Raw genomic sequence first — 17878 nt, 5'->3', positions numbered from 1 at the left:
TGAAATGCACCCATTCAATCTTTATCTAGAGAGATCTTATGTTAATAAGAGAAAATACCGATAAAATTGTAATCGTTCAGGGGGGGTATACACAGGTACTGCTTTAAGGCTTTGATTGAAAAGCTTATGTGTTGTAGTGGAAAGAATTAATATCACAAAATTATTTACCACTCAGAATTGAGTAAGGATGTGCCAGACTATGAAGAACAGAAAAAAACTCGTAAAAGATGCGCTGTCTATCTTTGTAACTCTTGGTATTACTACGATTAGCGCTAGCGCGACTGATGCTCTTCCTCTAAAAGAAAATACACAAAAAGGAGCGAATGCTGCTTCTAATTGTATTAGGAACACTAAGCAAAAACCAACTCCATTAAAACTGAACTTGATTTCTGGTAGTGATAATAAGATACCTCACCCACCAAGTAATATTTGCAACTATTGTACAAGTATAAATAGTAGAGGGAATTGTAATTGTGAGAGGCTACGATGTAGTGAAGATAATGACAATAGTTATTACAGATGTAACTGATATCGATTCAATAATGATTGATAAGAGTATGCTGTTGCACTCATAAAGCTGTCGATTGTTGAAATTTTGCTACCGACAGAATCTCATTCTGAGCGCTTTTCACTTATTAGACATCCGCTAGCTAAATTATGCAAAAAACTTTTCCCGGATTTCTCACAAGTGAGAAATCCGGTTTTTGAGTTCTTGCTCCACCTTCCGCATATCGTCATTGTTATTTATAGAAGGATCTTTTTTTGCTCTTAGCATTTCTATCATCTCTAATGCTTGACGATAGCATTTATAAGCTTCTTCATCCTTCTTTAATTCATCATTCGTGTAACCCAAATGTTTCAAATCATATACTATATCTATGTGGGTTTCTAACATTTTAATTTTTATATTTAAAGCCTTTCTAAATTGATATCGAGCATCATCATAACGCTTCTGAAGTAAGTAGACCTTTCCTAAAGAACTTAAAATATTAGCTGTAGTGAGATGTTCCTCTCCTAGTAATCCTTGACTCAGCTTTAACGCTGCTCTATACCAAGCTTCAGCCTTTTTATAAACATCCTGTTCATAGTAGACTGTAGCTAGATTATGGTAACTTTCAGCTAAAGTGATATTTTCCTCTGTTGGGAGACGTTTACACATCCACAATGCTTTAACATATAGAAAACGAGCCTCTTGCCACTTTTTCTGTTCACGATAACAATATGCTAAGTAGCTTAGGCATTCTAGTTTAATGGGGAGTTTTTCCTGACAACGCCAATCTTGCACTTTATTAAAGAGTTCCTGTTGTGTATTTCTGTTTATGATATTTAATGCCTCATCAAGCCTCTGTTTAGCTTTGTCATAATCCTTAGTCAAGATGTATAGATAACCTAAACCATTCAGAGTTTGAGCGAAGTCAAGAGACTTTTCTTCGAGTTGCTCTCCCATCATTAACGCTTTTTCGTACTGGTCTTTCGCGTTTTGATAGTATCCCAGCAAGAGGTTTGAATTTCCTAGGACATTCCGAACTCTAGCTACTTGATTACTAGGTACATCAGAATGCACCTTTTCCAAATCTTTTAAGGTTTCTGTACATAGTTCTACTACTTTCCGAAAGAGATTTCGATCTTTCCAGCGAGTTGCCAAAATCTCTGTCATTGTTACTTGTATTTCTGTTTCATCCCCTAACTTTGCTAGTCGGTGAATCTCTAAAAGTCTTTCCTCTGAGATTTTTGTTTTGGTTTCTGCTTGTTCATACCATAAGTCGTATAACTCTTTTGCTGCTTTTTTATTTAAAGAGATTTCATCTAACTTCTCTAAACCCAAATAGCGGGGTACTCGTAGCAACTCCCAATCATAACTAGCTTCCAACAGTCCCAATTTTACAGCCTTATCGATGCACTCATCTAATTCATCTACAGTTTCACAAACTGCCTTTAACGCATCCTTTGGTACTGGTAACTCAAAAACTAATCCTCGTTGCAACATGTCTCGCATCAGCGAATCTTTTTCTATTTGATCGCGTAGTAGTTTGTCTAAGACTTCCTCTTTCCCAAGCAGTTCTGACAAGTTGGCTTTCAACTCATTGTAAATAAGAACTTGTAATTCCTTTAATTTCTTACTATTTTCATTTGATTTGTTTAATTTATTTAATTGATTAAATTTACTTGATTTATTTAATTCCTCGTGCAATTTCTCCAATAAGCGAGGATTACCATCCGCCAGCTTTTCCACTTGGGACTGCAAAATCTCATCTATTTGAATATTATCTGAGGCAGGGAGACGATTCCACTTCTTTTGTAAATCTGCTCCTCGCAGTGCATCTAACGGTTGTTTGTAGAAATGGTGTGATTTAGTAAAGTCGAAATCATAACGGCAGGTAATAATTATACGGTGACTAGAGTAAGTCTCTTGAATTGCCTCAACTATTGCACTCAAAACGCTTGCTGCTTCTGGTGTCAGCACATAATTATCATTACGAGGTTCCAAATTATTCTCAAAGTCATCTAGCACCAACAAAAAACTCTTTCTACCCGACGACTGGTCGAATACCCGCTTCAACCGATGCTTCAATCCCTCTCCAGAGTTTTTTAGCTGATTGCGCTGTTCCTGATCATCCAACTTATCTGCTAATACGTTCGCCAAGTTGTCTAAATTTACTTTTCCCACCCAGACAACTCGCTCTCTCTGTAAATATCTGTCACATAACCTTGCTGCTAAACTACTTTTACCCAAACCACCCATCCCATAAATCAACACTCCCACCTTATCGATTGAATGCTGAAATGTTCGCAAGCAATTTTGCAAGTGACGACGACGACCGACAAAACTTTCACGGGTAGCGACTTTGACTCTTCCCTCTGGATCTAAAAACTCGGGGGCTACTGATGGTGGTGGTGCAGGTGTTCGTACAGAATTACCTACTAAGGATGTAACTAACTCTCCTGGTAAAGTACCAGCCGTATAAAGACGCAATAAATGCCAATCTCGCGCCTTCTTTTCAATCAATTCCTCATAGGTACTAGCGACGGCTTGGGTTAGTTCCCTCCCCAGAGATAATTGTTCATACAAAACTTTTGCCGCTAGAATTGCATTTTCATCTAATACACTTTTACCCCAGCCTAAAACCGCCTTAGCACCAGATCTTATTAAAGTCTCTGACATTGAGAGTACAGTCCCAGATCCTGTTTTTTTCCCAGTGTTACAAGCTGAGAGAAATATTAGTTGGGGTTGTGATTGTGAGGATTTAATTTGCTTAACTATGTCTTGGGCGCTAACATAGTCAGGTTCACCCGTTATCTTTTCTGCTATAAAGCATCTTTTTCCATTTTTAATACTAGTATGACCTGTTAGGTGTAAAATATCAAAATAATTAAAGTTTCTAGAGCTTAATAATTTATTTAACCCTTCTAGAGAACCGCTTTCTTCCACAACCAACTCTATGGATCTTTGCCGTTCTGCTGTCTCCGTCGCTGCCAGAATACCTCTTTCCTCAGCCTCATAATCTAATAAAGTTTCTTCACCTATCGGCGACGAAGCCATAAATAAAACTTGTAATGCTCGTTCTTTTTTCGGATGTTGAATGGTTAATTTCTTTGACTTCTTTGATGATACCCATCGTACTGGAACAACCTGACGCTCAACCAGAAACTCGTTACCATCATGCAACAATTCCCAAGGCAGATGGGCAAGGTTTTCTGCTGTAGCAATCGCCAGGACAGTAACTTCACCCCACTGAGGCGAGTCCAACAAATTTTCCAGAATGCGATCGCTTCCATCCAACCAGTTATACAAGTCTTGTCCTGTTTTGGAATACTCTACCACTTGCTCAACGTAGTAGTCTCGTTGAGCTATATGATTCAATTCAGCGATATTTCGCTTGGTAAAATGGGGCGACGATAAATAGTCACTTGGCTCATCCAGAAAGTAGCGTAATGTTACATAATCACCTACAACTTCCTTAAGGTCAATGTGGATAATTGGCATATTCTGACTCCAGAACTTTGAATACTCCAACTATATCTTCAAATTCAGAGCTAACGATTCCAGATATTCATGGTTAATTAAGACAAGATTATCTGTAGCGCATCCTGTATAATTTATGTAATTATCTATAGATTTATAGGACTTTTTTTGACATTTTATTTTTTGCTATAGCAATCCTAAATGAGTTGTGAAAATTGATAAAGCAAGCTACCCAAATTCTTGAATAACTCGGGTAACTTCTTGTTCACGAATGATTTAGGAATGCGATAGTAACTTAAAAATCCACTTTTACAACTCAAATAGGATTACTATCTCAGCCTCGTACAAAGATTCAATCATTTTTGTCTATAATCATCAATTATCTTAGCAATTGTTATTTTCGTCTCATCATTAATTGTTTCGGTTATCAAAAGCAATCGTTGCCCATTAGGGAAAAAAATCACCACCTTTTCAATTGTTGGCTGTTGTCCTTTATACTTTTCATACCACTTACAAAATTGTTCTACTATTTGAACAGTTACACCAGCAATCGTAAATATTGCAGCAACTGTTGCCAGTGTCCCCTCTCTTTCAGGTGCTTCCGGTACTTCAGCATATCCTGAGATACCTGGAATTTCCAAAAGGGCATTTGTTGCAGCAATTGCATCCTCTCCTTCAATTTCTATCCTAATTTCTGTCATTGCTTCACCTGCTCATCATTGGAAAGTTTCAAATCTATTTTCTCATAGCTTGTTTCAGTTTATTGCGATCGCAATATCATAAATACTTGAATAATCCGTTTCATGTACAGTTGATTAAAGCACGCTGTCCTTGTAGACAATCACATTTTTTGTTGTTATCCGTTATTTTGATACAGATGTATTATTAATAGGACTTACGCACTCGTTACCAGAAAACAAGACTTTGAGATTGCTTCCTTGCGTCGCAATGACGGAAATATGTAGCCGGTGCGTAAGTCCTGATTAATTTCAACCCATTTACCCACATTTTATAGTTAGAGTACTCCAAGTAAAAAAATGCCCAATTGTCATTGCGAGCGCAACGAAGTGAAGCGTGGCAATCCCAATATCTTGCGATTGCTTCATTTCGCTTCGCTACATTCGCAATGACGGATTTTGGATCATTTATTTGTTGGAACACTCTTATGTAAAATTAAATTACTGAGTGCGAAATGTGAGATATTTAAATGGTCATCTTTGAAAAATCAATTGTTAAAGTATTAAATAGTAAAAGTTAAGGTAAATATGCTTAATCACAAGAGAAAGTTTATTAACACTTTCATCCTACTTCCTGCCTTCATAGGTTTTTCAATCGGTAGTTGCTCTAATGTTGCTCAATCTATCCGTGCTGAGAATACGCCAGGAATCAATAGTCCTTCTGGAAACACTACACTTCCTCCAAGAACTACAAATTCTCTTCCTTCACTAAGTCCTCTAGACCAAAAATTCATCACTAAGGTGGCGCAAAATGATATGACAGTTATTAAGATAAGTAATCTTGCACTCCAAAAGTCCAAAATTCCAGCAGTAAGAGACTTTGCACGACAAATGATTCAGGAGTATACAGATTCGAGTAAACAGCTGATGCAAATAGCGAAGGTCAAAGGTTTTAAACTACCAGAAAACATTAGTTCAGAGAATCCATCCTTATTGATGGATCTGAAGCAGCTTTCTGATGATAATTTTAACCGAGCATATATGGACAGCCAGGTTCAAGCTCATTCCAAAACTTATGAGGAGTTTCAAAATTATCTTAAACAAGGACAAGATTCTAAATTGAAAGCATTTGCAACTAAGATGTCACCAGTTGTTGCTAAACATCTACAGAACGCTCAAAGCATAAAAAATGGGCTTTAATCCTACCCCTTATCGAGTACCGTGCTTTAGCTCACTCTTCATTAGACATCTCCAGAAAAGACGTAGAGACGTAGCAATGCTAGGTCTCTACAAGGGTTTCGGGCAACGCATAATAAGCATAGCGGTCGATGTCTATTAGCGATCGCATTTTTAGGGTTATTGTGGTTATGCGATCGCGTTTCGGTTTGAGATGAAGTGCGATGTTATTCCGTAGTTTTGTGACAGGGTAGTTATAGTTGCCTTCCGTCAACTATTTTACATTAATTTTTTCTTTTCTCCACTTCTGCACAGTTTTTTTAACAGCTTCTATTTCCTGAAAATCTACCCGCACAACAGCACTTTCAAATTCCAACCCCAAAGCTGTACAAACTTCCAGAATTTCTCCAAAACTCGCACATTGATAATCAGTTTCCTCGTATTCCTTAACCCTTTGTTCATCAGTTTTCAATATTTCTGCTAGTTCTTGCTGGTTCATTTTTGCCGCTATTCGCGCTTTAATTAAAGCATCTCCTAGCTTATTGAAACTCCCAATTTTAATTTTTATTGGTTGATAATTATCACAATTAATCAGCCTTTCATATTCAGCAATTTCTGCTTTTAACTCATCAATTTGACTCTGATAAGAATCTCGATGTAATTTCCAACGCTTCAGGTCAGTTTTTAACTCTTCATTGCTATCAAATTCAGCCACAGAGTCTTCAAATCGCCGCAACCATTCTTTAGTCTTTTGATATTGTTGCTCATTTTTTATCATCATTGCTTCCACCTTTGTAAATCGATAGCAATAATACCCTTGCGCGTATTCGTTCTAGTATCAAATTGAAAAAAATCTATGTATGCGCTACCTGAATCATTCGCTGGGTAATTTGCAGGAAAAATTTCACCCTTATACTTGCTTTTTTGTTCGGCACGTTGCAGTGCAAAATTACATAAAGTAGGAGCAATTGATTCCAAATAATCTATATCAACTCCACTATCTTCCCAGCAAGCATCAAAATCACCAGGTTTTAGTTTATTGGTAACAAAACTACCATCAATATAAATTTTTGTACATCCTGCTGCTTTTAACTGTGTCATTGCTAGTTCTAGACCATTGATCATGCGCTGTCTAGTTAAATTAATACCAAATCTTTCTTGAAATTCCTCCCATTCACAAAAATGCACTCCTGGTGGTAAATTACCATTTTCATCAAATTCTGGAATCACTTTCCCACACCGTAACACATATTAATTATCCGGTATGCGTAGCCTACCATAACTAAAATTGGGCGTATCTTTGTTCCTTTGGCAATGCGAAGCTTTGCATTAGGGTTATTTTTGGTTATGCGATCGCCTTCAGTTATGACACTATAAACGATGTAATGTCCGTTTAATTAACACTAATAAAAACCTATCTACCATCGTAAAGACGTTCCGACGGAACGTCTCTACAATATGTGTGATTTGCCGGACTTTTATAAGTAATCTACCCGTGCATCTAAACCACGCGATCGCAATTCTCTAGAACGCTGTTCTGCTTGAGTGCGATCGCTAAATGACCCCGCATTCACATAATTACCCAATCTCGATTCAGCGGGGAAAGCATTAGGTACATACTGACGTACTATATTAAGAGTATCGTTATTGTAAATCGGCACTACTACGACATAGCGATTATTATTAGGACGATTCGCTACTGGGGAACCATTTAACCCTAACACCTGCCAAGTTTGTAAATCGACAATCCCAGTCGGTTTAAGTTGATAATTTTGCTGGAATGTAATTATAGACGATCTGGTGTATTCGCTGAAATAACCGTCAGGATAACCATTATAGTAGCCTAACTGCGTTAAACGCTGTTGCAGTGCTTTGACATTTTCTCCACTGTCACCTACAGAGATATAATTTCTGTTGGGTTCATTTTGATTAGCATATCTATCTTCCCAAGCTCTACGTACAGCTTCGAGTATTTGACTGTCGGCAATTCCATCGGCATAAAGCCTATAATCTTGTTGGAATCGACGCAAAGCATCTATGGTCAGCGGACTTACATTACCAGTTGGATTGGTGTTAAAATAGCCCAGATCCCGCAAACGCTGTTGCAGCTCTCTGATTTGGTCAGTAGAGAGACTGACTCCTGGTGGATTTGGTTCTTGAGAAGTTCTCACTAATGCGTCCCAAGTTTGGCGATTTGCCACGCCATTAGCAGGTAAACCGGAATTGCGTTGAAATGCAATCACAGCATTTTTGGTAATCGATCCAAAGTAACCGGTGGGATTAGGAGTAAAATAACCCCTCTGTTTCAATAACTGTTGTAGTCTGGTTACGGCTGAACCATTACTATTTTCAGAAAGAACAGGATAGTCGCCATCACCTTTACCTTCATCACGTCTGACAAGTATTGCTTGTTTGGTTCTAGAACCGACAATACCATCAGCACGCAATCTGGAAGCTTGCTGGAATTTAATGACTGCTTGCTGAGTATCTGAACCAAAATAGCTATCGACTCGACCGTTAAAGTAACCTAATTCGCGTAAATCTTGTTGCAACTTGGAGACGCTATCACCCCGACTACCTAGCCGCAAATCGCCGATAATAGTACCACCAGAATTTCTCGCTTGACATGCCTGTTGGAGCGATGCTAGCGTGCTGATACCCACAACTCCATCGGCAGATAGTCTATTCGCTCGCTGAAATCCGATTACAGCCTTTTGAGTCAAGGAAGCAAAATTGCCCGTCACAGGACCGTTAAAGTAGCCTAACTTTTTCAAACACCTCTGGGTGCTTGTAACATCATTACCCCTACTTCCTAACTTCTGAAGTGCCATAGCTTGTTCAGCTATACTCAAAACACCTATAGTTAGTGCTACAAACAAAAAATGCATTGCAGCAACGCTAGAGAAGTTTCTCCAATTATTAAAAAACTTAAAATTCACCCCCAGAGGAACAACCTCGATGCTTTTAGATGCCTCGTGGGTTGAGACTACACCAAAATTACCAATGGTTTCCATAATTTTTCCAAGTTTTCAGATTATAAAAATTTTTGTTGCAGTATTTACTTAGGCTGTTGATATCACATATTGACATCTTTGCCTCTGTGTGTATCAACTGTTGGCGACAATGAATCATCGACAAATGGTTTTGTCATGATTAACAACACATCGATAGAGTTGCTTTCCGGGAAGGTTGCAATTTTTTTTGTTATTAGAATACCATGTATAACAAAAACTTTAAAACCATTTAATTCCACCTTGGTTAAAAAGTTATTTCTTGCATACATAAATTGCGTTTTTTAATGAAGATGCCTATTCTATGGTATAATTTAAGGCTTGATTAAAATAGTTGCTAAATATAGCGGTTTAGGTGCGATCGCTCCTTAAACAAGATTTGATAACGAACCGCACTCCGAAGCAGAGTTGGAGTGCGATCGCACCTGGAGAATGTGGGATAGATTATTTGATTTACAAAGTGAAAGTCTAATCATCTGTTTAATTTTCTCACACAACAGGTAAAATTAACCCTTCACGCGCTAGTAATGCTTGAGGAAAAGCATTTTGAACTTCAGTTTGCACAGAGTCGAGAAAATCATCATGATCGTCTGGGTGATGATGAGAGATGACTAACTGTTTTGCACCAGCACGATCAGCTAAATTCACCGCAGTTTTCCAAAGGAAATCAGGTGATTCATGATTGTGAGCTGTTGGGGGAGTGTATGTAGCATTAGCTATGAGCAAATCTACTCCTTCAATTAGCTCTCTAATACATACTTGCTCGATTTCGTCGGCACCCTGATACAAATCTGTCATGTAGGCAACGCTGTAATTCTTCCAGGAAACTCGGTATCCTGCCGATCGCTGATTTTGATTGATCAATGCAGTTTTAATTGTTACATCATCTAAAGTTACCTGACTACCTGAAGTCAAGTTCTTAAACTGCAAGTCTGCTTGCATCACTTGCAAAGGATAAGGAAAATGCGGTTGCAGCATTTGATCGCATAGAGACTGCTTAATCGAAGCACCATTTGAGGCAGCTGTACCGTAAATATGAAAGCAATTTTCTCCAACAAATGCAGGAGCAAAAAAAGGAAAGCCTTGAATGCGATTTGATTGAGAGTTGGTAAAAAATAAATGCGCTATTAGTGGACTTTGGAACTCTAGCCAACTTCTTCCCAGGATGCGTAAACCTGTACCACCATCAAAAATCAAGCGTTTTCCAGCTACGCGCATTTCTACACAAGCAGTATTACCACCATAGCGACTGGTATTGCTGCTGGGGGTGGCTATTAAACCCCGTACACCCCAGAATCGTACAATAAATTCCCCAACGGGATCGTTGGGCGAAGTAATTTCTTTGATATTGTGGGAAGCTGGCAACTCAGTATTTGACATTTTGCTTATAACTAGACTTCACTGAGCAGGTCATCGTAGTGCCGCACTTGGGAGAGTCGGTTTTTTTCATCTACAATCACAACCGTAGGAGAGTAACTTTTTAACTCTTCTGTGGTGAACTGCCCGTAAGCCATTATAATCAAGCGATCGCCGATCATGCCTAGACGTGCCGCAGCTCCATTTAATTCAATTACTCCTGAGTTGGCTGGAGCGGGGATCGCATAAGTAATAAAACGCTCACCATTGGCAACATTCACTACTTGCACCTGCTCGTAGGGTAAAATGCCAGATTTATCTAACAAAATTTGGTCGATGCTGATACTACCGACGTAATTGATATTCGCTCCCGTCAGGGTGCAATTGTGAATTTTTGCCAAAAGGAGCGTGCGCTGCATTGCTTTTAGGGGTTTTGCAATAATTGAGCTATCAAGAAAGAATTCAGAATTCAGGAGTCAGCATAATATGTTACGCTCCTTTGGGGGATGAAATAGGGCGATCGCTTGCACCCCCCTGCTCATAGTATAGAGCCTGGACAAAAAATGCTTGTGGCAGTAAGAAACCCTACTCACCCTGCCACATTGCGTTGCCTTCTGACTTCTTGACTATGATTGAAAATTTGTTCAGGTAGTTTCTGAATCCGAATCTCAACCTTTTTCGCTACCAGCTTTGATGCACTTTTCTACTAAAGGCATAACCTGGTCAACATCTAGCCAACCGCGAATTTCTGTCACCTTTTTTTCCAAATTTTTATAACTGCGGAAAAATTCGGCAATTTCCTCCAATCGGTGTGATGGTAGGTCTTTGATGGATCTGATATCTTTGTAGCGTGGATCTTTGTCTGGTACACAAAGAATTTTTTCATCGCGATCGCCACCGTCAATCATCTCTAACATTCCAATCGGTCTTGCTGCAATGACACACCCTGGAAAGGTTGGCTCGTCGATTATGACCATACCATCCAGGGGATCGCCATCATCAGCCAACGTGTTGGGTACAAAACCATAGTCATAGGGATATTGTACCGAGGAATAAAGTACCCTGTCTAAGGCGAAAGCTTGTAAGTCTTTGTCAAATTCGTATTTGTTTTTACTTCCACCAGGAATTTCAATCAGAACGTTGATTAGACCCGGTTTTGGTTGGGCAGGAATACGGGATAAGTCCACAGTAAAAATCCTCAGCTAATAGTGAATCATGGGCGCACGCAACGGTGAGACCAGCCCCCGTCTTGGCGGTCTCCGTCACGATGGGGGACTGGCTCTCCCGTTGGGCTCCCCGTGTAGAATTTTAGGCTAATATGGACATATCCCAAAATACTTAGTTAAATTATATCCACAGCAAGACAACGCGGACTTGCAAGTTACTCCCCCGAATTTAGCAAAGCGCATTCGGGGGATTCTAGATTCAAACCGCGATTGCAGGCTGACATCACCTAATCTAACAGTCAGTGCCCTTAATTTTTATATTTTGATGAGCAATTTTCATCAACATGGAAAAGGAGATTCAACTCATAGCAGCGAGAATCAGCAATATGTCTCCCTAGTAGAGCAACTTGATTTGATGATTCGGGCACGGTATCCCTTACTGTATGTGATTTCTGTAGAAGAAGAACCTGTGGAAGAAGTGCTGCTGCAAGTTGCATCACGTTCTGTCCCCAAACGACAGCTTTTATTTTGGGATATTGTCCGGGGTTGGAGTGACAATGGTGCAGATAAGGGTTCGGTGATGGCAGCGTTAGGGCGAATTGGCAAAGCTGATGCCCAAACACCTGCGATGTTTGTACTGAGGGATTTGCATCCATTTGTAAAAAATCCGACTACTGAGAAAAATGCCCCAATTGTGCGGGAGTTGCGAAACTTGACGCGGGAGTTAAAGCGATCGCGTAAAATTATCATCACCACTAGCCATACTTTAGAACTTCCTGACGAGTTACTGCAAGAAGTGACAGTAGTGGATTTTCCCTTACCTAGCGTTGGCGAAATAGATAATTTAATCCAACAGTTGGTAGTACCAGATAAATTAAATGTTTCTGGTTTAGCGCGGGAACAGTTAGTTAAAGCCTGTCAGGGTTTAAGTCGCACCCGGATTTCTAGAGTGTTGGCAAAAGCTTTAGCTGCTAAACAGCAAGTAAATGAGTCTGACATTGACGGCGTATTAGAAGAGAAAAAGCAAGCAATCCGCCAAACTGGGATTTTAGAATTTTTCACACCCCAAGAATCACTCAAACGAGTTGGTGGATTAGATCAACTCAAACAGTGGGTACTAATGCGCCAAGATGCTTTTACCGAAGAAGCCAGACGCTACGGTATTCCTAATCCCAAAGGGATGTTACTTGTGGGCATTCAGGGAACAGGTAAATCTCTTTCAGCGAAGACAATTGCCCATGAATGGCGCTTACCTTTATTAAGATTAGATTCTGGGCGTTTATTTGGTGGGATTGTCGGCGAAAGTGAAAGCCGCGTGCGCCAAATGATTCAGTTAACTGAAGCAATGGCACCGTGCGTTTTGTGGATTGATGAAATCGATAAAGCCTTTGGCAATATTACCAGTAACATTGACGGAGATTCGGGGACATCGCGCCGCGTATTTGGCAGTTTGATTACCTGGATGCAGGAGAAAACCGCGAGTGTGTTTATTGTCGCCACGGCAAATAATGTCAAAATATTACCAGCCGAGTTGTTGCGAAAAGGAAGATTTGATGAAATTTTCTTTTTGAATTTACCTACAGAAGCCGAACGCCAAGAGATTTTTAAAGTGCATTTGCAACGGTTACGCCCCAATCGGCTGCGAGAATTTAACTTAGCTTTGTTAGCCAAACAGAGTCTCAATTTTAGCGGTGCGGAAATTGAGCAGGTAATCGTTGATGCCATGCACCAAGCATTTTCCACGAGAGTTGAGGGACAGCGCCGAGACTTTAATACAGAGGATATTTTGCAGGCTGTAGCGCAGACAGTGCCACTAGCTGCGATCGCACATGAACAAATTGAAGCATTAAAGCAATGGGCAGCACAAGCCGGTGCCAGAACCGCCTCCAATGATGTGCTGTTGGTAGAAGAATTAAAACAATACTCAACCGAACAAGGAATAGGTCCTTTAGAAGTCGATTAAAATAGAAAAACTATGTGTTTCTTGCGCCTCGTTTTTTAATCCAGAATCTCAAATCCAAAATTGGTATTATGTCTCATTTCACAACTATCAAAGTCCAAATCAAACACGGTGAAATTCTGCATCAAGTGTTGCAAGAATTAAACTATCAAGTTGAATGCAACACGAATGTACGCGGATATCAAGGCGATACGACTCAAGCCGAGTATGTAATTCGCCAGAACAATGGTTATGATTTAGGTTTTCGCCGCAGTGGTGAAAATTACGAAATAGTTGCAGACTTTTGGGGAGCAAAAATTCATCAACAGCAGTTTGTTAACTCCATCAGCCAAAAATATGCTCATAAAACCTTGATGGCAACAGTGCAAGAACAAGGTTTTAATGTGGAGGATGAAGAAGTTTTAGCAGATGGAACCGTGCGAGTAGTTGTAGGACGTTGGGTGTAATTATATTGTGATAAACAAGATCCCCGACTTCTTGAAGAAGTCGGGGATCTGAAGCTACTGGCAATTCTTACAAGTCTGAATGGTGAATTAGTTGATTTTTTTCGCGCAAAATCGCAAGCATAACACAAAGGTATTTTGTTATTAATTTTGGGTGAGAAATTATTTATTGATAAATATTAATAATTATCTTTAAGCTTTAAATGTCACAATTTACAAGTCTTGATGAAATAAAAGCGACAAAGTATGCTTTCTCATAATCAGATCCACCAGAGTAAGGTTTATAGCAAATATCAATAGAAGCAGGGAGGTGTCCTTTTGGTGCTTTTATATCAAAACTAATCTCTCTGTAATACAACCATAAGTGTCGTGGCATCCATCCTATCTGTAAACCAAACTCTCCCCAAATTTTATAGTTAGACTCTCGTGTTACCCCCAAGCTGTGAAAAATACGCTGTTGAACAGAAAAGCCAAAATGTCCATTACTGTATTTGACCCACAAATCGTCAATAGTGCGGAGGTCTTCACAAGGGAAGTTCTGAATATCTTCTTCACGCAACCAACGTTCTTTTTGCCGTTTCGCAACCGCGAACATCACTCGCCATGTTTCCTTATCCGCTTCTCTCCACTTCCCATCTGCGAGGAAGTCACGCAAGCGGGTGTAGTCTGTTATTCCTCCTAGTCTTAAATGTACATCGGACTCTATTAAAACCTGTTGAACCCTTGTTTCTGTGCGAGTATTTAACAGCAAATAAGCCTGTTTTTGTACTTCTACAAACTCATTATTTAAAGCCTGAATTACTAAATCTAAGCCCTGTTCTCCATAATTCAAAGCTTGCCAAAGTCCTGCAATTCTCACCTTTGGGTCTGCATTCTTCAACCGTAATTTTACACCTTCAATACCACCTAAAACTACTGCACCTTCTAGTGAGGGAATATTTTTTCCGCCAAGTACAGCATCATATTCTCTTGGTTGATTGGGATTTTCTGACATTGCTGTTTTATTTAGAAAATGCTTGTACTCTGTCAATACAGCCCTGCTGCACTGCTTCAATTAAAATATCTTTTACACCTTTTCGTTTAAAGTAAAGTGCTGCATAATTACGTTGTATCTGTGTGCCATTGAAAAGATAGTATCGAATTCGGTCTTTCCCGTCATTGGTATTAACTAAACTTAGTGTGTAGTCAACTAACTTGGTGGTCGCGGTATTTTGTTCATTTTCCAAACTTTCCATGAGCGTATCAACATCAGATACTCCTCCAGTGCGCCCCATAGCAACAAAAACATCATATCTACTGCTTTTTTGATATTCCTGAAGCGCTTGTTGCACTATGGAATCTTGGTGATTTACAAGTAGTAAATAAGCTGCTTGTCTTACTTTCCATAATTTATCTTCCAATGCCAATATTACCAATTTTAAGCCTGCATCGCCATATTTTAGTGCTTCTTCTAGCGCCGCAATTTTTTGCTCAACAACTGGATTTGCCAAGCGTCTTTTAACACCTTCTAGACCTCCCAAGACTACAGCACCAGGCGGGGCTTTTTCTTGACCACCAAGGACAGCATCATAAACTCTTGGGCGATTGGAATTTTTTGACATCGTGCTTTTACTTTTGAAACTAGCTTATTTAATTTGCGATCGCTACTATTGGCTTGATAACTTTTGAGCGATCGCTCTTAACCCCTTCATCTGGAAAAGAGGGAAAAACCCTAACTATCTAGCCTCAAACCAAGCTTCTAAATCAGCAGCAGTTGTAAAATCTAGTAAAGCTTCTCCCAAAGTTTCTAACTCAGCCGTTGACAAAGTTTCAATACGTTCTTGTAATTCCGGATTCACTTCACCTATACGGCGGTTAAGTAGGCGTAAAATCAGCATCAATTCGCCTTGCTGTATGCCTTGCTGTATGCCTTGTCTCATCCAACTGGTGACGATTTGCATAACTCTTTCCTCCTGCTTTGGTTCAATACTAGCAAGTTGTTCTTGAAACATGATTTCTTCTTGAGAATTCAAATCGAGATATGTATCAATAAACCCAGAAATTAACTGGATTTGTGCGGGGTTGAGTCCCAAATTCGCTAGCAATTGTAGCGACATTAGCTTTACTGTTGGGCGTTCTTGAACATCAATCTGCATTTTCGCCATCAAAGCGCTAGCTATAGGATTTCTCTGATTGACGAAATCCTGCCATTTTAATTGATTTAGCTGGACAACTTCATAATTAAATTCCAGCACCCGCTTGTTGGGAAAATCGATGCGATAAGAGTTTGGTTCTGGTGTTTGGGGAGAATCATGAGAATAAATGACTATTGGGTACACTGGGAGGGCATATTTTTCGTGCAGTCGAGCGAAATATGTAAACATTCGCTGATTGAAGTTAGTTTGGGAATAAGATTGATGTTCAGTGTGAATGATAAATAAAGTATCTTGGTTTCTCACTGAGACTTGCAGAACTATATCGAGTATTTTACGCTCTCCCTCAGTCACATCTGTGAATACCTCTTGTGGTAAAAACTCTATTGAATCTCTCTCCCAATAAGCGCTTATATCTGGGAAAAATAGCTCGATAAACTCTGGGAAGAAGTTGGAAAGAAGTTCTTTAAATAGGCGATCGTGGTCAATCATTTGATGGTTTTTCTGTTAAATTACTTTTTAGTAATATGATGGGATGCTTGAGTGCGATCGCAACACGGACCTAATTTGAGAAATACTCGTTTTTAGAACTGCGATCGCTGTTGTTTGTGAAGTAGGTTGGTGCAACCTATACTATGTTGCAACTTGCCAATTTTGATGCTAAAGCAGACAACATTATACAATTAGTCCAAAAGTCACCTAATCCCCAACCGATAAAAGCACCTCCGCGTGGAAGGTGTCCTTCTGGAACATTCAAGTTAAAAGTGACATCATTCCACCACAACCAAGAACCATTTATACACCACCCAACACGCTCACCGAAACGACACCAAGCTTCCCAGTCAGCTTGTGATGTTCCTCCAATACTCTGCCATATTTGTTTTTGGACACTAAAACCAAAGTGACCGTGGCTATTTTCTACCCAGAGTCGGTCAATAATGCCTAAGTATTCACAGGGAAGGTTTTCTATATCCTCTACTCTAAGAAAACCCTTTTGTTCTCGATTACATAACTTTAGCATCACTAGGGCAGTTTCTTGGTCAGCCTCTCTCCAATTACCCCTTTCCAATAAGTTTTTTAGCTTTGGAAAATCAACACCAGCTATAGATATTAATCCATTATCAGTAACATCTTCTTCAGATATTTCTAAAGCTTCATTATCGTATTCATCTTCATCTTCATCTGCATAAGCATTCAAGATTAGCCCATCATCATAAACATTTTCCTCTGAGGTTTCTATAGGTTCATTTTCGTCTCCAAACTGATCAAGCGTATGAAGTAGCTGTCCTGATTGCACTGACCACAGTTTAATTTTGTCGTTATCAACACTTACTACAAATTGACTATCGGGACTAAAGGTAAGTGTTTCTAGTGAATAACCTTCATTTAATAGAGTATGAAGTAATTGTCCTGTCTGAATTGACCAAAGTCTAATCGTATCGTGCATATTGCTGCTGAGGAGAATTTTCCCATCCGGACTGAAGGCAAGAAATTGTGTTGTCTGGTAATGCTCGTAATTATCTTCAAAGCTATAGGATATCTGTTGAGTTTGTAGCGACCACAGATGAATATAGCAATCTTGATCGGTAGTAGCTATAGTCTGTCCATCTGAACTGAAGACAACCATGTGTACTCCAAATGAATTTCTCACAAGTGTGGAAAGCAACTCAGACAGTTGATGAGAATTATCATCCTGTAATACTTGATTTGTCGTATACTGAATTAATAGCTCGTGTGCAACCTGTTCTATCTGCCTTGATTCATTTCTGAGTTGAATCACTAAATCTAAGCCTTCTTGTCCATACTTAAGTGCTTCAGAAAGTGCTGCTAATCTTACTTCTACAACTGGACTTTCCAAGCGTCTCTTCACACGTTCCAGCCCTCTCCAAACTACATCATTTAGAAATGCTGCTTGTCCACCAAGCACAGCATCATATTCTTTAGGTTGATTCTGATTCTCTGTCATTGTATTTTTACCACTCTACTATTAGTA

Annotated in this window: 17 protein-coding genes; 3 read left to right on the top strand and 14 right to left on the bottom strand. The window is 39.4% G+C overall.

Annotation, left to right across the window (positions count from 1 at the left end):
- Positions 1-682: 682 nt before the first annotated feature.
- Complete coding sequence (locus tag TOL9009_RS39170) at positions 683-3985, bottom strand: tetratricopeptide repeat protein (protein ID WP_051502899.1); 3303 nt, start codon at positions 3983-3985, stop codon at positions 683-685.
- A gap of 335 nt (positions 3986-4320) precedes the next feature.
- On the bottom strand, positions 4321-4665 hold the full coding sequence (locus TOL9009_RS39165) for a hypothetical protein (protein WP_051502898.1): 345 nt from the start codon (positions 4663-4665) through the stop codon (positions 4321-4323).
- A gap of 564 nt (positions 4666-5229) precedes the next feature.
- Between TOL9009_RS39165 and TOL9009_RS0114415 the strand changes: the two genes are divergently transcribed.
- Entirely contained in the window at positions 5230-5841 is a 612-nt protein-coding gene (locus TOL9009_RS0114415) for a DUF4142 domain-containing protein (RefSeq protein WP_029633430.1), read from the top strand.
- Between the two features lie 79 nt (positions 5842-5920).
- Here the strand turns inward: TOL9009_RS0114415 and TOL9009_RS47310 are convergent, their stop codons facing one another.
- The 8 genes from TOL9009_RS47310 to TOL9009_RS0114380 all read right to left on the bottom strand — a co-directional run bounded on the left by TOL9009_RS47310 (position 5921) and on the right by TOL9009_RS0114380 (position 11371).
- On the bottom strand, positions 5921-6091 hold the full coding sequence (locus TOL9009_RS47310) for a hypothetical protein (protein ID WP_186227560.1): 171 nt from the start codon (positions 6089-6091) through the stop codon (positions 5921-5923).
- Positions 6092-6598: a helix-turn-helix transcriptional regulator gene (locus TOL9009_RS0114410; RefSeq protein ID WP_313770060.1), complete on the bottom strand. Its 507-nt coding sequence runs from the start codon at positions 6596-6598 to the stop codon at positions 6092-6094.
- Complete coding sequence (locus TOL9009_RS0114405) at positions 6595-7047, bottom strand: DUF6932 family protein (protein ID WP_029633428.1); 453 nt, start codon at positions 7045-7047, stop codon at positions 6595-6597. Before TOL9009_RS0114405 ends, TOL9009_RS0114410 begins: the two co-directional genes overlap by 4 nt.
- 248 nt (positions 7048-7295) lie before the next feature.
- On the bottom strand, positions 7296-8831 hold the full coding sequence (locus TOL9009_RS0114400) for a peptidoglycan-binding domain-containing protein (RefSeq protein ID WP_029633427.1): 1536 nt from the start codon (positions 8829-8831) through the stop codon (positions 7296-7298).
- 62 nt (positions 8832-8893) lie between these two features.
- Positions 8894-9100, bottom strand: coding sequence for a hypothetical protein (locus TOL9009_RS0114395; protein ID WP_029633426.1), 207 nt, complete (start codon positions 9098-9100; stop codon positions 8894-8896).
- 217 nt (positions 9101-9317) lie between these two features.
- Entirely contained in the window at positions 9318-10208 is an 891-nt protein-coding gene (locus tag TOL9009_RS0114390; RefSeq protein ID WP_029633425.1) for an MBL fold metallo-hydrolase, read from the bottom strand.
- A gap of 11 nt (positions 10209-10219) precedes the next feature.
- Positions 10220-10603 (bottom strand): aspartate 1-decarboxylase, encoded by a 384-nt coding sequence (gene panD, locus TOL9009_RS0114385; RefSeq protein ID WP_029633424.1) that lies wholly within the window; start codon positions 10601-10603, stop codon positions 10220-10222.
- 249 nt (positions 10604-10852) lie between these two features.
- On the bottom strand, positions 10853-11371 hold the full coding sequence (locus TOL9009_RS0114380) for an inorganic diphosphatase (protein ID WP_029633423.1): 519 nt from the start codon (positions 11369-11371) through the stop codon (positions 10853-10855).
- Positions 11372-11675: 304 nt separating this feature from the next.
- Between TOL9009_RS0114380 and TOL9009_RS0114375 the strand changes: the two genes are divergently transcribed.
- Complete coding sequence (locus tag TOL9009_RS0114375) at positions 11676-13313, top strand: AAA family ATPase (protein ID WP_029633422.1); 1638 nt, start codon at positions 11676-11678, stop codon at positions 13311-13313.
- 68 nt (positions 13314-13381) lie between these two features.
- Positions 13382-13756, top strand: coding sequence for a DUF1257 domain-containing protein (locus TOL9009_RS0114370; RefSeq protein ID WP_029633421.1), 375 nt, complete (start codon positions 13382-13384; stop codon positions 13754-13756).
- A 196-nt stretch (positions 13757-13952) separates the two neighbouring features.
- On the opposite strand, the gene TOL9009_RS42580 is transcribed toward TOL9009_RS0114370, so the two are convergent.
- The 4 genes from TOL9009_RS42580 to TOL9009_RS42160 form a co-directional block, all read right to left on the bottom strand.
- The gene (locus tag TOL9009_RS42580) at positions 13953-14747 is read right to left on the bottom strand and encodes a GUN4 domain-containing protein (RefSeq protein WP_084763364.1); all 795 of its coding nucleotides are present in this window, start codon (positions 14745-14747) and stop codon (positions 13953-13955) included.
- 7 nt (positions 14748-14754) lie between these two features.
- On the bottom strand, positions 14755-15354 hold the full coding sequence (locus tag TOL9009_RS0114360; protein WP_029633420.1) for a hypothetical protein: 600 nt from the start codon (positions 15352-15354) through the stop codon (positions 14755-14757).
- 114 nt (positions 15355-15468) lie between these two features.
- On the bottom strand, positions 15469-16377 hold the full coding sequence (locus TOL9009_RS0114355; RefSeq protein WP_029633419.1) for a DUF4351 domain-containing protein: 909 nt from the start codon (positions 16375-16377) through the stop codon (positions 15469-15471).
- A gap of 136 nt (positions 16378-16513) precedes the next feature.
- Positions 16514-17851 carry a GUN4 domain-containing protein gene (locus tag TOL9009_RS42160; RefSeq protein WP_051502897.1) on the bottom strand — a complete coding sequence of 446 codons (1338 nt, stop codon included), beginning with the start codon at positions 17849-17851 and terminating at the stop codon, positions 16514-16516.
- Positions 17852-17878 lie beyond the last annotated feature (27 nt).

The organism is [Scytonema hofmanni] UTEX 2349 (assembly GCF_000582685.1).
In the GTDB taxonomy this organism is placed as follows: Bacteria; Cyanobacteriota; Cyanobacteriia; order Cyanobacteriales; family Nostocaceae; genus Hassallia; species Hassallia hofmanni.
Note: the sequence above shows the minus strand (reverse complement) of the source record. Positions and strands in the feature narration are given on the sequence as shown.

Bases quoted from the DNA above. Each gene is read 5' to 3' on its own strand.
- TOL9009_RS39170 (WP_051502899.1), bottom strand. From the start codon at position 3,985: ATGCCAATTATCCACATTGACCTTAAGGAAGTTGTAGGTGATTATGTA.
- TOL9009_RS39165 (WP_051502898.1), bottom strand. From the start codon at position 4,665: ATGACAGAAATTAGGATAGAAATTGAAGGAGAGGATGCAATTGCTGCA.
- TOL9009_RS0114415 (WP_029633430.1), top strand. From the start codon at position 5,230: ATGCTTAATCACAAGAGAAAGTTTATTAACACTTTCATCCTACTTCCT.
- TOL9009_RS0114410 (WP_313770060.1), bottom strand. From the start codon at position 6,598: ATGATGATAAAAAATGAGCAACAATATCAAAAGACTAAAGAATGGTTG.
- TOL9009_RS0114400 (WP_029633427.1), bottom strand. From the start codon at position 8,831: ATGGAAACCATTGGTAATTTTGGTGTAGTCTCAACCCACGAGGCATCT.
- TOL9009_RS0114395 (WP_029633426.1), bottom strand. From the start codon at position 9,100: ATGTATGCAAGAAATAACTTTTTAACCAAGGTGGAATTAAATGGTTTT.
- TOL9009_RS0114390 (WP_029633425.1), bottom strand. From the start codon at position 10,208: ATGTCAAATACTGAGTTGCCAGCTTCCCACAATATCAAAGAAATTACT.
- panD (WP_029633424.1), bottom strand. From the start codon at position 10,603: ATGCAGCGCACGCTCCTTTTGGCAAAAATTCACAATTGCACCCTGACG.
- TOL9009_RS0114375 (WP_029633422.1), top strand. From the start codon at position 11,676: ATGAGCAATTTTCATCAACATGGAAAAGGAGATTCAACTCATAGCAGC.
- TOL9009_RS0114370 (WP_029633421.1), top strand. From the start codon at position 13,382: ATGTCTCATTTCACAACTATCAAAGTCCAAATCAAACACGGTGAAATT.
- TOL9009_RS42580 (WP_084763364.1), bottom strand. From the start codon at position 14,747: ATGTCAGAAAATCCCAATCAACCAAGAGAATATGATGCTGTACTTGGC.
- TOL9009_RS0114360 (WP_029633420.1), bottom strand. From the start codon at position 15,354: ATGTCAAAAAATTCCAATCGCCCAAGAGTTTATGATGCTGTCCTTGGT.
- TOL9009_RS0114355 (WP_029633419.1), bottom strand. From the start codon at position 16,377: ATGATTGACCACGATCGCCTATTTAAAGAACTTCTTTCCAACTTCTTC.
- TOL9009_RS42160 (WP_051502897.1), bottom strand. From the start codon at position 17,851: ATGACAGAGAATCAGAATCAACCTAAAGAATATGATGCTGTGCTTGGT.